Here is a 15,742-nt window from a genome sequence, read left to right as displayed (position 1 = left end):
TAGCGTAATCACCTTAGTGACAAGGTCATCTTACCGTCTGGTAAACGAGGCCTATGGCTCCAGAATCAAAGGTCTTGTTTTCGATTAGCTTAAGATTGATCTTCTCCTTGATGCCTTGGAATAGCGGCAATCCCTTACCGATCAGCACGGGAGAAACCGTAATTTTATACTCATCAATTAAATCAAGCTGCATAAGGTGGTGTGCGAACCTGGGACTGCCGAGGATGACCATATCGTTGCCTGGCTGCTGTTTGAGGTTATTGATCTCTTCCTCGATATTTTCTTTCACGAGTCTTGAATTATTCCAATCAACGGTATCCAGCGTCGTGGAAAAAACAATTTTGGCTGTCTTTTCGATCCACTCGGCATGATTCCGCTCATGTTCCGAAGCTGATGGGTTTGAAGGTACAGATGGCCAGTAACTGTGCATCATCTGATATGTCCCACGCCCCCAAATGACAGTGTCGGCAGTACTCAGAATTTCTTTCGCATGTTTCTCCAAATCAGCATCGTAGGCAACCCAGCCAATGTCCATTGCACCTTCCGGCCCTTCTACAAAACCGTCAAGCGATGCGTGCAGAAATAGAACGAGTTTTCTCATTTTCAGTTCTCCTTTGTGCATAAGGGATATCTAACTTTACACTTACTACATTTTACCCTAATTCAACTTGGGTTGATTCTTATGGATTGGCACGATCCGACCAACATATTTTTCTTATTCGATGAGGTATCCTCATATTCCTTGTTGTCTTAATGAGCATTCTTAAGCACGAATCTGAATTCAGCCTTTTTTCAGGTAGAGGCATTATACTATTCCCGAATCCTGTACTGGAAAAGGAGTTTTGGCATGTCTAAGGTGATCCATAAGTCGCTTTATCTCATTTTGCTTGTTTTTGTCGGCGTATTTATCGTTTCGTCCCTGTTTGTCCGGGCGCAGTACAACTACACCTTGTATGGGGATAATCCGATTCTGGGCATGCAGCAGTGGAGTATTTTTATCCCGGTGATTGCTTTGCTTCTAGGAGCGGGTATCGGATTGTACCGCCTTTGTCTGAAGCTGAACAAATACAGTCCCAAAGTTGTCATTCCGGGGGTGCTGCTATGTTCAATTGCTATTCAAATTATCATTATCTTCGTGTTTCCACGAGTGCCTACGGATGATTCACAGACCGTGCTTTCACTCGCGATGAACATGCTCTACGATCAGGATTATTCTTCGTTCGAAACGGGCGGATATCTGCACATGTTCCCGTTTAACTTTTCCACCGTCTTGTATCTAAAAACATTGCTGTACTTGTTCCCGGATAATTATCTGGTGATCAAGCTGTTCAATATTTTGTTCTCAACGGTAACGACATTAATGATTTATCTCATTTATAAACAGTTAAATCATAAGTCCACGGAACGTGATTACGGAGTTCTGATCTTTGCAGCGACGTATCTGCCATCCCTGTTTCTGAACAACCTGATCTATAACGATGTCATTGCTACGGCGTTTCTAACATCTTGTTTATACTTTTTGATTCGGTTTATACGTGAAAAGTCTTGGCAGACGATCGTCATTGCCGCCATTTTGCTTGCGATTGGCAACTACTTCCGAAGCATTGGTGTGATTGTGCTGATTGCTGCTATATTAACCATCCTGCTAAATATGCGAAGTATTGGATTCAAGAAAATGATTGCCTCCATCTTCGTGCTGGCTATGTTGTTTAACGTCCCAGGGTGGACTCAGAATGCGGTCTTGAAATCTTCAGGTGCTGTAAGTGAGCCTGTTGGGGAAAATTCGGCACCGGTCTATATGTGGTTGAACATGGGTATTAATCTGGAACGATTCGGCTTCTGGGACAACATGGAGAGCTACCAGATCTATCAAAGAGAAGCCAATTATAACAAAGCTGAAAGTACAGAACTGTACAAACAGGAGATTGAACGCAAGCTGTCGGAAGCGAGCTTAAGTGCCTTGGCCCAGATGTATTACAAAAAGATCATTTGGACCTGGACCGAAGGTACCTACCAAATGGATCGATATGGCATTGGCAACGAAAGCTCCACGGGTATGGGAGGAGGAAGAGGTGGCGGAATTGCCGGCTCCTACAGTTATACCAATGCGGTAACAGACTTATTCAAGGGAGATTCCGTCTACCGGACGGGGGTGCTTTGGATCGTTTATGTGATGAATTTCATGATGTACTGTTTTATTTTTATTCGTTTGGTCGGTGGGATTCGTGGAAAGCGGTATGACGAAGCCTCTTTGATTCTGGTTATTCTCGGATTTATCGGGTTCTACATTCTGTGGGAGATTAAATCGAGGTATATTTACCCCGTATATCCGCTGCTGGTTGTATTGTCGTACATGGGATTCAAAGATGCGTATAACTTCATGTTTCATAGAAAACTCGGCTGGGAACGTTCTTCCCTGAGAAAAGGGTGATCTGTATGCGAAAAAATAGTTATCTCACAGCGGCTATACTCTCGCTGTTGACCTGCTCAGTTTTGCTCTCTGCTTGTGATGCTATTACTGCCCAGAACATTACGAATACCGGTTCTGCCCAAGGCATGAATGGTGGCGGAATGATGAATGGCGGTGGCCCGGGCATGAACGGAGGAACACAGAGGGGCGTAGGGCAAGGAATGAATGGCAGAACAGGCGGTCAGGACGATATGCGGGGGATGATGAATGCCGATCTTACAGGCAGAGTGATCTCTGCCACAGGAAGTAACGTCACGATCTCGTTGCTTGAGGTGCAGGACAACTCATCCACAGACTCCACGAATGGAAATGGAAGACAACCAGGTGCCTCTAGAGGCGGAAGCATGGATATGAAAGATACGGGCATCGAAATGAAATTGAACATCAGTGGGGATGTGGATATCACGGAAGGTATGGGCATGGGTGCCCCAGGTAACAACCAAAACGCTAATTCATCTATTCAGGTGTCTGATCTGAAAGAGGGAGATGTCGTTAGGGTTTGGTATAAGGAGAACACCGAGACCGTAGAACGAATGGTTGTTACACAGTCTTGATATTCGTTGCCGATAATCATCTAATGGAGTATTATGGAAATAACTTGTTTTTCGGAAGGAGTGAGCGTCATGAAACGACGGGCTAAGATGATGCAGAGTGTGACTACAACAATTAAGGTGATTACGAACTGAATAGATCCGGCAGAACAACGGACACATGGCGAAGCATTTGGTGTTTACTAATGTGACGATCTGAAGCCTGCCGACATATAGGGATATAACTGCTCATTTTTCCTGGGTTGCACGAGGTTTATTTGCTTATGCAAGTAAACCCGTGTATCTAGAATTTTTAAAGCCGCAGGCATAGCCTGCGGCTTTTTGCGCGCAAAAATAGGATTCGGAACGCTTAAAGCGTTCTATATTAAACGACCACTAAGGAGATATGCCCATGTTAAAACTTAAATATTTATTCCATAATAACGATCTCGCCGAGATGATTTTGCAAAACTGGAGTTATGATCCGGAGTCACTGGACATGTTCCGGTATTATCGTATTTCCTCCAATGCCGTGTATCCGTTCAGAGTTCAGGGAAAGGTTCACTTGCTTCGTTTTGCCCCTGTAGGAGAGAAAAATCAAACCAATCTTGCAGCGGAGCTGGAGTTCCTGACCTATCTTAAACTAAACCAATATGGTGCCATGGAAGCTGTACCTTCTCATGCGGGAAAAGAGCTGGTAGAGGCTCATACGCCTTGGGGAACGTATTATGCCTCCGTATTCAAACGAGTTCCTGGTAACCAGATGGGCAGTATCGATTTAAATGACCAGATCGTGTACAGCTTGGGTGAGGCATTGGGTAAGCTGCATCGTTTATCTCGTGAATACACACCCAAACAGGCAAAACGCTGGACGTATACCGATGTACTGGATTGGATGAAGGACGTTCTGGGGGAGTTCCCTGGCGAGAATGCGGCGCTCAATGAGGTGGAAGTTCTCCGGAATTATTTTGTAAATTGGCCCGTTACACAGCAGAACTTCGGGTTAATTCATTATGATTTTGAACTGGATAATGTCTTCTATGACGAGGAGAGTCATTCCTGTTACGCCATTGACTTCGATGACGCCATGTACCACTGGTACGCAATGGATGTGGAGCAGAGTCTGGATAGTTTACGGGATGAAATTCAGCCGGATGAATGGGAGCAGAAGAAGCGAATATTCTTGCAAGGGTATTGGAAGGAAGCAGGAGACGCCTATGATATGGAGTCGATGTTTCTGGCATGTCGTCGTTTTGCCAATCTGTACGGTTATGTACGTGTGCTTCGATCTGGGGAAGAACAATGGGCAAATGAGCCGGAGTGGATGAGTGGATTAAGAGCAAGGCTGGATAAAGCGATGACAGTGAAAGCAAAGCAGTTTGGTAAGCAGCAGCCCCTCCAACTACCGGCTAAATGATCCTCATTACTTTTTCAGTCAAGATGATTAAGCTTAAATCAGGCATCTGCATATGCACAACGAAATATTGATTGATTTTTTATTCGTCTCCATTGTAACATTAGATTAAGCGCTATACCTTTTATTAAAACATCAATGTTGGATTACATGGTCAAGTGGAAACCGGCAATTCGTTTCACCAATTGAATGAAGAGGATGGTCATAACGAACATGGACGACAAAAAGTTAATTATCTTTTTTGACAGCGGCGATACCATTGTTGATGAATCGACCGAGATTCGGGACGAAGAGGGAATTGTTCTGAGTGCGGATTTGATTCCGGGTGCGGATATCACGATTCAGAAGCTTCATGAAAGAGGGTACACGCTGGCCCTGGTTGCTGACGGCGATGCACAATCCTTCAAGAACGTATTTAAGCAGCATGGACTTCATGATTATTTTAGCGCAATGATTATTTCGGAAAATATTAAAGCCAGCAAGCCAAGCCCGCGGATGTTCAAGGCAGCAATTGGTGCTCTTGATTTGTCCGAAGGGGATTTTTCAAGAACAGTGATGATTGGCAATAACCTGAGTCGTGATATGAAGGGAGCCAACGCACTTGGCATCACCAGCATCTTTCAGAGCTGGACGCCACGTTATCCCCATGAGCCGGTGGATGAGACAGAACGTCCGACTCACACAGTCGGTGAACCGCTGGAGCTGCTTGAACTTATTGAACGGCTAAATGCCGAAGTCAAATAAATAAAATGTTTGCTTGTATGCCCGTGAGCAGAAGGATAGAATGTCATTCAACCTTCTGCTCACGGGTTATTTTTACTTTTTTACATGAGAAAATGATAGAATGATCGTAAAATCCGGAACTGGGGTAGGTGTTCTTATGGAGGAACCACATCGGAAACCGTTGTTGTACTTGCAAACTGCCGATTTGGTGATGGAAGAAATCCGTAACCGGAAATTGCGGCCACATGATCCCGTGCCATCAGAAGGCGAGCTCGCCAAGGAGTTCTTCAAGTAGGGAAGAATGCTTATTTATCCCTATATTTAGGATACTAATTTATAGATTACATACCCTATTACCAATAATATAATGAGGATTCCAGTGCCTTTCCATCCCAAACTACCAACTAAATCTGCGAAGCTTCCAAATTGAGCACGATTTATGCCATCACCAAACGTACCCATAGGGTTTCCTTTTAATTCTTCTTGTCTCAAACGTTCTCTTTTTTCTTCGGGTGTTTCTTCTCGAAAATCCATGTAACCACCCCTGAGATTTGATTTTTTGGTAGACAGAACCTATATTCAAAAAGAGCACAGGTGATCCGAAGTAAGTCAGGAACGCTTTGTGCTCTTGTTGTATTCAAATGATGTAGGAGTTATGGTTCGATACTAAGATCGAAATTGGGTTCGCACATATAGTCGATCGGGTAGAGATCCTCTCGCGCCGAGATTAATGCACGAAGGTGAAGGTAGCGATTATGGGGTTGCACCACAACACCACCGACAGAATAGGGGACAAGTTCGGCTACGACGAAAACATCCTCTGTATGGTTACATTTGAAGATCACGTTGTTCGGATTACACACTTCCTCCATATAACTGTAGGTCATGACATGGAAGGAACGACCTTTCCAATTCGTTTTAATCACTTTATAGGACTGCGTCCGCACAAGATCAAGATAACGCTCCAGTGCAAAGGTATGCTCGAACTGAGTGATGTACCCCTTTTTATCCACATCAATCGTAAATTCCACATCATAGCTTACGTGAAACTCTTCCTTGTACGTTCCCTTCATCATCTTCATTGCATCAAAGCAAGAACCGAATTCAGGATCATCCACATAGGGAATGGCAATGAGTTTAGGATCAACATGATGAGAAATCTCGCTGTTGCTGGAAACACCCGTATTAAACTTGGTAGGTTGAAGGTCAATTGACCCAATCATGCTCCCGGGGAAGCCGGGACTGCAACTTATTCGCATAGTCATCTCCTTCGTTGTTAGTTAATCATTAGACGAAAGAATGAAGGTAAAGTTGCTCCAGAATTAGGAAAATGAGGCTGGATATGAATGAACCTATTTCCAATCGTCTTGCTCTTTTGATACAGTATTTATAGTAAAATCCGTGGGGATATATTGTTTATGCAACAATCACTTCAGGAACTCCTGCGGAATGCGCGTGCGTAGGCACGTTTCGGTTAGATACTAATAATTCGTTCATTCTGAAAGGAGCCGATCCCATGAATGTGAAAGATAACTTGATTGAACAGCAGTCCTTAACTTTCGTAGGCATTAAAAGAACGTTCTCTTGTGTGGATGGCGAGAATTTGAGAGAGATTCCAAAGATGTGGCAGGAAGCTTTGGCGGACGGAATAGAAGATCGTTTAAACGAGTTTAATAACGGGGCCGTCTCCGGTTTGGTTGGCATTTGTATAGATCAGAGGGAATTACACAGAGGTCAAATGGAATATTGGATCGCAACTTCACACTCCGGGGAAGTGCCTGAGGGTTTGTTCTCAATAGAGATTCCCGCGTCCCAGTGGATGGTGTTTGAAGCCGATGAATTGGCGCCAGAAGCGATACAGCGGTTGTGGAGGTATATTATGAGCGAATGGTTCGGAGCCACCCCTTACAAGCATGCGGGAATTCCGGAACTTGAGGTATACCGTGGTCAGGGTCTTCCTCCTCAAGTATGGATACCTGTTAAACCGTTATCGTGATTTAACGCATAACAGGCTAGGTTATATCGTTATATAGGTAAAGATCAACTATATCAATTGAACTAAACTTTTACACGATAACGGAGAGGACAGAAATAACCTGAAGAAGCGGAGCTAAAAGCTTTCTGAAAGAAAGCTGCATCGGAAGCATACGCTTCGCCTTTATCCCCGGATTTTCCCCTTTAAAAAGGGAATCCAAAAAATCTGGGGATAACAGCGATCGGAAGGTTGTTCTGTCATCGGAGTGCCACGTGTAAATAATCTTTAGTTCAATTTATATTGTACCAGAGGGTTTACTCATCATGGCTGCATCATGTTCGATTCATTAGGAGGCTTAATATGTTATCCAATAAAGTGATTGATTATTGTCAAAATCAGGGCTGGTGGCATGAAGATGTGCCAGCAGAGTACGAAGAAGCTTTACGTAAACTGGGTATTGATCTTGCATCTGATTTTGCACATTTTTATTTGCATGCTGATGATGGTCCGACCTTTTACAGTAGACATCAGGAAATCTATCAGATCTGCTGGGTGATGGAAAACACCGTATATTTGGAGGACATGACGGTGGCTCAACTCACGTTGGGATTGCCAGAAGCCTACATCCCGCTGGACAGCTTTGAGGGCGAGGGCGGGTTCTTTTATAATCGCCAAACGGGAGACGTGGCTCTGGTGGAGCTTGGTGAATCAATTGAACGTTTCCTGAGCGGTGAAAGTACACCGCAATGGGCAAGCTTCAATAACTTTCTGGAATGGTATTTCGAACTGGAGGAGGAGGTTACGGAGTGAAAGATTTGACGCCGGAGCATCCCGAACTGGAGAGACAAATTATCGAAACGGTAGAAGCAGGCAATGTTCTGGATGAAACGCAGCAACATGAGCAAGCCCTGATCTATTATGAACAGGCTTGGGGGATGCTGCCCGAGCCGAAGACGGACTGGGAATTGGCAAGCTGGATCGCTTCCTGTCACGTGAATACACATATGGACCTAGAGCAGTACGCGCTGGCGAAGCCGTGGGCTGAAATAGCACTGCAAACGCGAGGTTCGGATATTAATACCGGCCCGTGGATTGAATTGGGTATAGTCTGCATGAGGCTAGAGCAGCATGATGAGGCTTTTGCTAATTTGGACCTGGCGTATGCATATGGCAAGGAAAGAGCGTTTCAAGGCAGCCCGCGTGACGTTTTGCAATATTATAAGGAACAAAAGGCGAAGCGTGAACGAAACTGATTCTATTTCTATTGGATTACAAAAAGAAAAGGATACCCTGTCTGCCAGATCATTGGCTGTGGGGTACCCTTTTCTTGTGTTTGACTACAAGATCATACCGGAACGGAGGGGGGCAGAAAGAATCTGGAGAAGCGAAGCGTTCACCTTTATCACCGGATTTCTCCCTAATAAAAAGGGATAAAAGAAATCTGGGGATAACAGTGATCGGAAGATTGTTCTGCCACTGTAGTGGTAAAGTATGATCCTTCACCGAGTTAATCTTTCGATCCGTAAGGGAAAAATTCATCCACGAGATCCTGCGGCGATATGGATACAAAGACGTGATCCAGGTCGGTTTTGCTGGCGAAATCCATGATGTCTCCCGTATAATACCGCGGATCAATCAGGTAAATCTCGGACACGACGGTCGACAGGAAGGAGATCATCGGCACTGCGAGAGAGTCCTTGATGAACAGTACCTTGAGTCCATTCGAGTTGTCTTTGTTCACCACATGAACGATTCCCTGATTTCCGTACAGGTACGTAAAGTACTTGTCAGCGGTTAGATCATAGGTAGCTCCTTGCACATTCAGCGGATAGGTCGTGAGCAGAGCATCCTCAAAGCGGCCGTTCAATGTGGCTTCCGTCTCGCCGGTTTTGAAGTAGAAGGAATAGTCTGTTTTGAACTTCGGATAAATCAGGTCAAAGTCATCGTCACCCGCAAAGTATTTCCCGGCTTTTCGACCCTGTGATCCAATGAAAATATCCTGATACGGAACCACATTATAGTTATTTAAGTCCGTGAAATAATGATCCGGGTCCAGCGGTTTGTTGTACATGCCGTCCAGATGATTCACCAGCTGGCCAAAGGCCCAGAATGCAGTCTTGATTTTCCAGTGGTGATCCGTGGTGAAAAAGAGATCCTTTGCCGGAATACCGTTTTCCAATAGACCTTCGCGCAGATCCACCGTATCGATGCCATCCTGCTTGAGATTGGCCAGAAAGCCATCGGCTGTTTCGTTGTTATAATTGTAAGGAATGCCTTCCGGGAACTGTGTATACCCACGAACGTATTTGTCTGGTGTCATTACATAAGTCAGCTTTGTTTTGGGGTCCAAATGTGCTCCGAGCGCAGCAACCCGATTCGAAAGATCTTTCGTATCCGTCGGCCCTGTGGCGAAGTAGGTATAGTGCAGCTTGCCCTCCATGTCTTTTACGACTTCGAAGTTGTTCTCCTCGTTCTTCCACATGAGTGACTGCATATATCCATACGCTTCCACGAAGCCGAATTTATCGAAGACATGTTCATTAATGTCGTCGTCCAGTTCGTGAATCAGTTCTTTGGCTTCAGAATAATGGAAGTCCGCTGAGGCCAGTGTCTTTTGGATCGGCCCGAAGGACTGAATGATGTTCAGAACAGAGAATGTCACGAGCACGAGAATGAAGAGGAAAGCCGTGATTCTCTTTTTGGCAAAAAAGTTGTGCATGCTTGTGCCTTCTCTCAGAGAGTTAGTTTATAAATTGACTCAGAAATTGAAATAAATAAACGGGTTGTATGTACCTTTGACCAGATACGATACACACACCAGGAATAACACGATGATCGTAACTGGATATACCAGTTCCAGTGGTTTGCTGAAACGTGCGCCGTCGACCATCAGTTTGTTCATTCGCGTGGCAATCGGCATGCAGAACAGAATGCCCAGAATGAAGAAGAGCGCGTATTCCTTCAGGAACATCCAAGTCGTATCACTCCAGAACCCATTACCGTACAGTCCAAACATGTTGCCCAGATAGTTGCCAGCTTGTATTAGATCTGGTGAACGGAAGATCACCCACCCGATGACCACAATGAACATGGCATAGAGATGCCGCAGCGGGTTGAAGCGGGTTCCTTTATCAAAGTTAGAGATTTTCTCCAGCGCAATGAATGCGAAGTTAATCAATCCCCAGACTACAAATGTCCACTCCGCACCATGCCACACACCAGTCAGTCCCCAGACAATGAGCAGATTGCGAATCATTTTATCCTTGTTGGTGACACGTGATCCCCCGAGCGGGAAATAGACATATTCCTTGAACCAGGTGCCCAGCGAGATATGCCAGCGGCGCCAAAATTCAGTGATGGACCGGGAGATATAAGGATATCTGAAGTTCTCTTCGAACTTGAACCCGAACATGAGGGCGAGACCAATGGCCATATCGGAGTATCCTGAGAAATCAAAATAAATCTGCAACGTATAGGCGATGGCTCCAAGCCATGCCAGACTCGCCGGAATATCCGAGGTGCCACCCATGCTAAAGATGTGATCGGCGACAATTGCCATGCTGTTGGATAACAGCACCTTTTTACCCAGGCCCACAATGAAGCGGCAGCAGCCCAGTGCGAACTTGTCCCAACTTTCCTTACGGTTGACCATTTGATCTGCAATTGTGTTATAGCGCAGAATCGGTCCGGCAACGAGCTGAGGGAAGAAAGAGATATACAGCGCCACATAAAAGAGATTTTTTTGCACGGCACCATGTCCGCGATACACGTCGATGACGTAGGAAATTCCGTGGAAGGTGAAGAACGAGATGCCTAGCGGTAACGCAATATTCGGGATATTTAAGCCAAAGCCGGTATTTTCATTCACAATACGCAGTGCAAAAGCCATGTATTTAAAGACGAACAGCATACCCAGATTGACGATAAGCATCAACGTAATGATGGTGTACGCGGTATTCCTTCGTTCCCTGAACTTGTCCACAAGCAGGGCGAAAATATAGTTGAAACAGATGGAGGCCAGCATGATGAGGACAAACCACGGTTCACCCCATGCATAGAAGAACAGGCTGGCAACCAGCAGCAGCATGTTTTTGGCCGTAACCGAGAATCTCAGTATGTAATACAGCCCCAGCACAAGCGGCAGAAAATAAAATAGAAAGATTACACTGGAAAAGAGCACTGCCTTTCCTCCTTGAGCATCATATAAGGGTGCACGTTGTATCTATGGATGCAACATGCTCAAGCAAAACAGGCAGACACCCGCATCTAAGGAGGCGAGTTGGTCTGCAAGGGTCATTTACATACGAAAAGGACGCCGTGCTTGTCGATCTTCCCGGGAACGCCGTTTTATGGCGCCATGGGCAATCCGTTGTCTTCTCCACATCCAGTAGAGGACGAGTCCATGGATTCCGGCAGCGGTTAACAAGAGTCGAATAAACCATCCCACCGATGTTTTCATCAGTGGGTCCGCTGGGCTGAGTACCTTGGTAACTTCAGATGGGTCAGGAATAGAACGTGGCGTCCCGTCTTTCTCCTGAACATTCATGGCCGAAGAGCGATCCAGCATGACAGTCTTTGTTAGGTTCCATTTGTTATTCACAAGTGCACGTATGGTGGCCTGCTCAGCATCGACTTCGGTATGAAGCGTCAGCAGTCCATTCGGTGTAATGGATACTCCCTGTACGGGGGTGTCGAGCTGGAATTGTACATCGTGCTTTTCTTCTGAGGAGGATTCAACAGCGTATTGGGCAATGGATTCCCCGGCTACAGGCTTTACCACACGTTCGTCACCAGTCATATGCAAGGTGGTGAGCCCGTTCTCCACCACAGCTTGCTTTTTGGACAACGGCTTGATGTTGCCGATGCGGAAGCTCAGTTTGGCATTTTCGGGAGTTGTAGTTGTAATTCCCCAGCCAATGACTTTACCCAAGCTCACCCGACCTGCCGTGTTGGCCTTGTCCTGGACCATCAGGCTGGAAAAGGGGATGCGGATCTGTCCGACAAATCCCGGTTCCAAAGCAATCTGGCCGGAAACCGGGCGAATCAGTTCGGCATGTCCGGTTGATTTCTCGACTACGATGACGTTTCGATCATCAGACACAGTAAGGGAGGTTTTATCCGCTCGGGTCAGTACGATATTAAGAGGCAATTTTTGCTCCGATTCATTGCGGATGGAGAAGGTCAAAGCCCCATAGCCTGACCAGTCTCGATTCTGCAGCTCATAGACGTAGGCCGAATAGTATCCTTTTTGGAGCCCCTGCGTGGAGGTCTTAATCTGGATACTACCTTTGTTATCAACGCTGGCGTCTACCCTGGCTCCGTTGTTCCATTCATGGAGTTTATTCTCATTCACCTTAAGCTGCTCTGCCTGAACAGCCTGAATGGGATATACGTTCCATAACACAACAAGACTGGCGACAAGCGTCAGTTGTTTCCACTTCTTGATCATGCTTTCTTGCCTCCGCTCTATAGATAAGCCATCTCGTTCAGTTCGTCTGGAGAGATGTTGTTCTTGCCCTGGGATGCAGGGCCTGTTTTACCCAACTGAATATGTTCCTTATTCCACTGTTTCAGCAGAGCTTCCAAGGTTGGCATCTGATGGTTGCGAGCAATATCACGAATATTGGTCACATGGTACAAATTGCCTCGTTTGTTACGCAGGGACTGTACCCACACGCATTTCAGTGAGATGTCTTCGCTAAGCGGAAGTTGGATCTCATTGGCCAAATCATGAGGCTCCATCTCCACCAGGACGAATTCATAGTTGAAATCCAGCAATGTCACGGTTCCATGATCTGCCGTTGGCAATTCGCGATTTAGCGCAATTCGTGCCAGCTTCCGGTTGGACATGAACTCACTCTGACCCCGACGTACAAAATTCAGGCGAATATCTTCAAATGTACTGATATCCTTGTCCAGCTTCTGAGGCAGTGTAGGTTCGCGATCATAGATGATGTGCAGTAGCTGGCGCTGCTCTTGTTCCGTGATATCCTTAACCGTAAAAGCATATTTCCAACGGTTCCCGATCGAAGCGACATGTGCCACCTTGCCTGTAAACTCGCTTGAATATCGATCATTTACCAGTTTAATGCCAATCTCTGTATCACTTGGAATGTACTTCGGTGTATCAAGCATGACGGAAATACCGCCTTCCGAGAGATCGTGAGTGATGCAGGAGATCGTCTCCCCTTCCGTTGTGAGCGTGCAATCCACGGCAGCCATTGAGCGCTCATGATTGCGGAATACTTTGCGTCCAGCCAGGAAGAAGATCGACATCATGATGTTGTAGAAATTAATCAATAACCAGTACAGCACAACGAGGAAACCAATCGTTCCCTGACTGAATGTCCAGTGGATGCAATTCACGATTCCGATAATGGACAGAACCGCCAGAATCAGATGAGGAATCATCTGTTTAATCTGATAGTTCCGATCATCATTTTGCGCACCGTCTTTGCGAGTAACGACAAATTTGTTCATCGTGATGCCCAGTGTTTCCAGAATGACGGCTGGCAGAAGGGAAGGGAACAGAATAGTCTCATATACATTGGTCCATTTGGTGGTCCGAATATTGCCGGATAACATCCTCAGACAGGTGTTGGTCAACAGATACATCGGCAACCAGAACACGAGAATTTCCAGAATGGTACATTTCACAACCAGAACGCCGAACACGGCAAACAGTATGGGTGACATGATGTACAGCAGTCGTTTTAACCCGGAGTACCAGTAGGTAATGGAAGAAATGTAGTTTAGTTTTTGGGCAAAGCTAAGTCCTTTCTTGAAAAGAAGGTTCATCTTTTTGCCTGTCTGGATACAACCGCGCGCCCAGCGCTGACGTTGTTTGATCAGACTTTTCAGATCACCGGGAGCAAGTCCGGAGGCTAGTACTTTATTGGTGGCGAAGCAGCGATACCCTTTGCTCTGCATTTCAATACCCGTAGCAAAATCCTCTGTAATGGAACCGGTGTAGAAACCGCCGACGTCTTCCAGTGCCTGTCTGGAGAGTACCGTATTTGTTCCACCATAGATGACAGAGTTGGACTTGTTGCGTCCCACTTGTACGTCCCGATAGAAATAATCCTGTTCATTCGGTATCCGGTTCTCGGAGTACAGATTGTACTGGAACTGATCGGGATTATAGAAACTCTGTGGTGTCTGTACGAAACCAATTTTTTCTCCGGTCAGAAAGTAGGGAACGCACGACGTCAGAAAATCATGTTTTGGAATCATGTCTGCATCAAAGGTGACGATTAGCGGGGAGGACGTATGCTTCATGGCATTGTTCAGGTTACCCGCCTTGGCGTGTACATGCTCCGTTCGCGTAAGGTAGTTAATGCCCAGGTGTGCAGCCAGTTCCCGCATCTCGGGACGATTGGAGTCATCACACAGATGGATATGTACTTTGGAGCGATCAGGATAATCCATGTTCAGACAGCCATTAATCGTTTTGAACAGAAGTGAAGTGGGTTCATTATAAGTTGCGATAAATACATCCACATCCGGATATAGGGCTTCGTCAACAACGGGAAGTTCGGGATATTCGAGCCGGGTCATATTGTAAAAATGGACGGCCAGTTCGAACATACCTATTAGTTCGACAATGAGGAGGGCAAGACCTGCCGTCACGGCGAGAGGGCCATGTCCGAAAGGAATGGTGAAGAATGTACGCCAAATGACGTAAATACAAGACATAATCACTGTAGCCGTGACAAGTATCTTGTTGCGTGTACTTAAGTAGTTCAAGTGAATACCTCTTCCTGATTTTTCTGAGTAGTGCCGCCTATCGGAATAAAAAGAATGTGATCATTGTACTAAACGATTCTGAACAAATTCTGAAAAATGAGATAGGACCTCGAAAAATATAGAGCCATCGGTTCCATTTTTGATGGTTAATTTTGTCGTATCGTAATAATTATTGTATTTATATGTCGAAATTTGCGCAATATGTTTATTTATTTTTCCGCATATCTGAAAGTGGGGCTTGGATGTTATCTGAAAACACAAAGATGACGAGCCCAAGGTTCTAATATCATTAAGTTAAATAACTTAATGACATTGCCCCAAGGACTCGTCATTTCTGTTTTAGCCTTTTGCCCATGTAATCAGCAAAAGGCATATATTCATTTCAAATTTAGTCGGAGATGTTGCGCGTATAATACTCAATAATATCCTTGCGACGGATAATCCCGAGGAAGACACGGTCCACATCCACCACAGGCACAAAGTTTTGATCTGCTGCCAACGTCAGCATATCCTCCATTTCTGCCTTAATAAAGACACATTCATTATATACACGGTTGTCGATCTCATGCACCTGGACCTGATCCATCGTCTCAAACGTCAGTCCGGGGGTGTTCCGCATTTTCCATAACAAATCGCCTTCGGACAGGGTGGCAACATATTTTCCATCCTGGTCAATCACGGGAATGGCGGTATAATGCTGCAATTCAAGCTGCTCGATCGCATCTTTCATGGAAGCGGAAGACTTGATATAGGCCACTTCGGCTTTGGGGAGTAAAAAATAGCTGATTTCCATCATCGGGCTCCTTTACTGTAATCTCGCTCTCCTTATTTAAACATATTATGTGAGCTTTCGGCTATTTTTAATGATAAATTCGTCAGATTTG

Annotated in this window: 16 protein-coding genes; 8 read left to right on the top strand and 8 right to left on the bottom strand. The window is 45.5% G+C overall.

Going from position 1 to position 15,742, the window contains the following annotated elements; all coding sequences use genetic code 11:
* Nucleotides 1-25: 25 nt before the first annotated feature.
* Nucleotides 26-601 carry a dihydrofolate reductase family protein gene (locus HW560_RS00925; RefSeq protein WP_179261547.1) on the bottom strand — a complete coding sequence of 192 codons (576 nt, stop codon included), beginning with the start codon at nt 599-601 and terminating at the stop codon, nt 26-28.
* Nucleotides 602-847: 246 nt separating this feature from the next.
* Between HW560_RS00925 and HW560_RS00920 the strand changes: the two genes are divergently transcribed.
* From HW560_RS00920 to HW560_RS00900, 5 genes are all read left to right on the top strand, one after another.
* The gene (locus tag HW560_RS00920; protein WP_179261545.1) at nt 848-2,431 is read left to right on the top strand and encodes a glycosyltransferase family 39 protein; all 1,584 of its coding nucleotides are present in this window, start codon (nt 848-850) and stop codon (nt 2,429-2,431) included.
* Between the two features lie 5 nt (nt 2,432-2,436).
* Complete coding sequence (locus tag HW560_RS00915) at nt 2,437-3,024, top strand: hypothetical protein (RefSeq protein ID WP_179261543.1); 588 nt, start codon at nt 2,437-2,439, stop codon at nt 3,022-3,024.
* 388 nt (nt 3,025-3,412) lie between these two features.
* A complete protein-coding gene (locus HW560_RS00910) occupies nt 3,413-4,417 on the top strand; it encodes a phosphotransferase enzyme family protein (RefSeq protein WP_179261541.1) in 1,005 nt (334 codons plus the stop codon).
* 210 nt (nt 4,418-4,627) lie between these two features.
* Nucleotides 4,628-5,158, top strand: coding sequence for an HAD family hydrolase (locus HW560_RS00905; protein WP_076291655.1), 531 nt, complete (start codon nt 4,628-4,630; stop codon nt 5,156-5,158).
* A gap of 100 nt (nt 5,159-5,258) precedes the next feature.
* Entirely contained in the window at nt 5,259-5,432 is a 174-nt protein-coding gene (locus HW560_RS00900; RefSeq protein ID WP_256222516.1) for a GntR family transcriptional regulator, read from the top strand.
* Between the two features lie 26 nt (nt 5,433-5,458).
* Here the strand turns inward: HW560_RS00900 and HW560_RS00895 are convergent, their stop codons facing one another.
* Both HW560_RS00895 and HW560_RS00890 read right to left on the bottom strand, forming a co-directional pair.
* A complete protein-coding gene (locus HW560_RS00895) occupies nt 5,459-5,671 on the bottom strand; it encodes a DUF6366 family protein (RefSeq protein ID WP_090904787.1) in 213 nt (70 codons plus the stop codon).
* A gap of 119 nt (nt 5,672-5,790) precedes the next feature.
* The gene (locus HW560_RS00890; RefSeq protein WP_179261539.1) at nt 5,791-6,360 is read right to left on the bottom strand and encodes a hypothetical protein; all 570 of its coding nucleotides are present in this window, start codon (nt 6,358-6,360) and stop codon (nt 5,791-5,793) included.
* A 293-nt stretch (nt 6,361-6,653) separates the two neighbouring features.
* Here HW560_RS00890 and HW560_RS00885 point away from each other — a divergent pair, with 293 nt between their 5' ends.
* The 3 genes from HW560_RS00885 to HW560_RS00875 all read left to right on the top strand — a co-directional run bounded on the left by HW560_RS00885 (nt 6,654) and on the right by HW560_RS00875 (nt 8,365).
* Nucleotides 6,654-7,133, top strand: coding sequence for a GyrI-like domain-containing protein (locus HW560_RS00885; RefSeq protein WP_179261537.1), 480 nt, complete (start codon nt 6,654-6,656; stop codon nt 7,131-7,133).
* Between the two features lie 339 nt (nt 7,134-7,472).
* Nucleotides 7,473-7,922, top strand: coding sequence for a hypothetical protein (locus HW560_RS00880; protein WP_090904784.1), 450 nt, complete (start codon nt 7,473-7,475; stop codon nt 7,920-7,922).
* Complete coding sequence (locus tag HW560_RS00875; RefSeq protein WP_179261535.1) at nt 7,919-8,365, top strand: hypothetical protein; 447 nt, start codon at nt 7,919-7,921, stop codon at nt 8,363-8,365. The genes HW560_RS00880 and HW560_RS00875 overlap by 4 nt, the downstream gene beginning before the upstream one ends.
* A 254-nt stretch (nt 8,366-8,619) precedes the next feature.
* On the opposite strand, the gene HW560_RS00870 is transcribed toward HW560_RS00875, so the two are convergent.
* From HW560_RS00870 to HW560_RS00850, 5 genes are all read right to left on the bottom strand, one after another.
* Nucleotides 8,620-9,831 (bottom strand): alginate O-acetyltransferase AlgX-related protein, encoded by a 1,212-nt coding sequence (locus HW560_RS00870; protein ID WP_090904781.1) that lies wholly within the window; start codon nt 9,829-9,831, stop codon nt 8,620-8,622.
* 39 nt (nt 9,832-9,870) lie between these two features.
* Entirely contained in the window at nt 9,871-11,292 is a 1,422-nt protein-coding gene (locus tag HW560_RS00865) for an MBOAT family O-acyltransferase (protein ID WP_090904780.1), read from the bottom strand.
* Between the two features lie 117 nt (nt 11,293-11,409).
* Nucleotides 11,410-12,561 (bottom strand): hypothetical protein, encoded by a 1,152-nt coding sequence (locus tag HW560_RS00860; protein WP_090904779.1) that lies wholly within the window; start codon nt 12,559-12,561, stop codon nt 11,410-11,412.
* Nucleotides 12,562-12,578: 17 nt separating this feature from the next.
* Nucleotides 12,579-14,858 (bottom strand): glycosyltransferase, encoded by a 2,280-nt coding sequence (locus HW560_RS00855; RefSeq protein WP_090904778.1) that lies wholly within the window; start codon nt 14,856-14,858, stop codon nt 12,579-12,581.
* A 388-nt stretch (nt 14,859-15,246) separates the two neighbouring features.
* Nucleotides 15,247-15,651, bottom strand: coding sequence for a CBS domain-containing protein (locus tag HW560_RS00850; RefSeq protein ID WP_090904777.1), 405 nt, complete (start codon nt 15,649-15,651; stop codon nt 15,247-15,249).
* Nucleotides 15,652-15,742 lie beyond the last annotated feature (91 nt).

This window comes from Paenibacillus sp. E222 (genome assembly GCF_013401555.1).
Taxonomy (GTDB): Bacteria; Bacillota; Bacilli; order Paenibacillales; family Paenibacillaceae; genus Paenibacillus.
The sequence above is the reverse complement of the archived record's forward strand: the minus strand, read 5'-3'. Positions and strand labels throughout refer to the sequence as shown.